2 protein-coding genes are annotated in these 1,290 nt (G+C 56.7%); one reads left to right on the forward strand and one right to left on the reverse strand.

Translation table 11 applies throughout. The annotated features are described in order from the left end of the window. Positions 1-6 precede the first annotated feature (6 nt). A complete protein-coding gene (locus B3Y70_RS03445; protein ID WP_288589196.1) occupies positions 7-156 on the forward strand; it encodes a DUF481 domain-containing protein in 150 nt (49 codons plus the stop codon). Between the two features lie 66 nt (positions 157-222). Here the strand turns inward: B3Y70_RS03445 and B3Y70_RS03450 are convergent, their stop codons facing one another. Next, the gene (locus tag B3Y70_RS03450) at positions 223-1,170 is read right to left on the reverse strand and encodes a YbgA family protein (protein WP_011786452.1); all 948 of its coding nucleotides are present in this window, start codon (positions 1,168-1,170) and stop codon (positions 223-225) included. Positions 1,171-1,290 lie beyond the last annotated feature (120 nt).

Consider the following 1,290-nt stretch of genomic DNA (forward strand, 5'->3'; position numbering starts at 1 on the left):
AACACCATCAGCCAGTCCGAAACGGCCCTGCAGACCAGTATCGTGGGGTCGCTGTCGATGAAAGCGGCGTTCCGGGTAAAGCATGTATCCGATGCGCCCGCCGGTACCGACAAGACTGATACAGAAACCTCGTTGTCGTTGCTGTACGGGTTCTGACACACCCGGTAGCCACAAACAAAAACGGGGCAGGGGAAGAATCCTCTGCCCCGTTTGTTTTTGGGGTTATACGTTGTTTCTCAGGCCCAGTTCGTCCGGGTAGGGCGTCAGGTATTTCTGGGAGTGCAGGTAGTCTACCGGTTCCTTGCGTTGGGCCAGGCGCAGCAGCGTCATGGGCACCACCAGAGGTATCTCACCACGCCGATAGGCTTCGATCTGCTCCAGCAGAACGGTTTTTTCCTCGGCCGACATGCCTTCTTTCAGAAAACCCAGCAGATGCTGCATGGCATTCACATGCGAGCCACGGCTTACCCGTTGGGTCATGGCTTCCATGAACTGATGGATATAGCGGTCGGCAATCTGTTCCAGAGGTTCGGATTTGAGGTCGCCCAGCATCGGGCCCAGTTGCCGGTAGATCTTCTCGGAATGGGCCAGCAGGGTGAACTTGTGGCGGGTGTGGAAATCAATCAGCGCCTGCTTGGTCAGGTTTTCGCCTGCCACGTTCTGCATCCAGTCGTCGTAGGCAAACACCCGTTCAATGAAGTTTTCCCGCAGCATGTCATCGTGCAGGCGGCCTTCCTCTTCCACCGGCATCAGCGGGTAGGCTTTCATCAGCGCCTCGGCGAACATACCGCGGCCATCCCTGTGCATGAAACTGCCTTCGGCGTTGTGAATCTTGATGCGCTCCATGCCGCAACTGGGCGATTTCGCCATCAGGATGTAGCCGCGAAGGTTGGCCAGCGAGGGAAGTACCTCGGCAATGAAGTTCTGCATGCCTTCGGTGTGGTCTTTGCTGCCCTTGCTTTCCACCAGATGAAGACCGTCTTCATGCTCCCGCAGATGAATGGCGGGGCGGGGAACGCCGAGGCCGGCTTCAAGTTCCGGGCAGATAGACCTGAACTCGAAGTGCTTTGCCAGCACCTGGGTGCAGTAGCGGGAGTGTTTGTGGCCGCCGTCGTGCCGAACTTCCTTGCCCAACAGGCAGGTGCTGATGCCAACCGGTATACCGCTCACAGGCTTCTCCAATACACAAAAGTGACGTTACTGATACCGCTTACGTTGATTCAGTGTAAACCGATCAGAGCAATGCACCCAAGGTACTCATGAAGACGTTTTGTTGCGTTTCTCCCGGGC

Source organism: Marinobacter sp. UBA5687 (assembly GCF_002420325.1).
GTDB classification, from domain to species: domain Bacteria; phylum Pseudomonadota; class Gammaproteobacteria; order Pseudomonadales; family Oleiphilaceae; genus Marinobacter; species Marinobacter nauticus.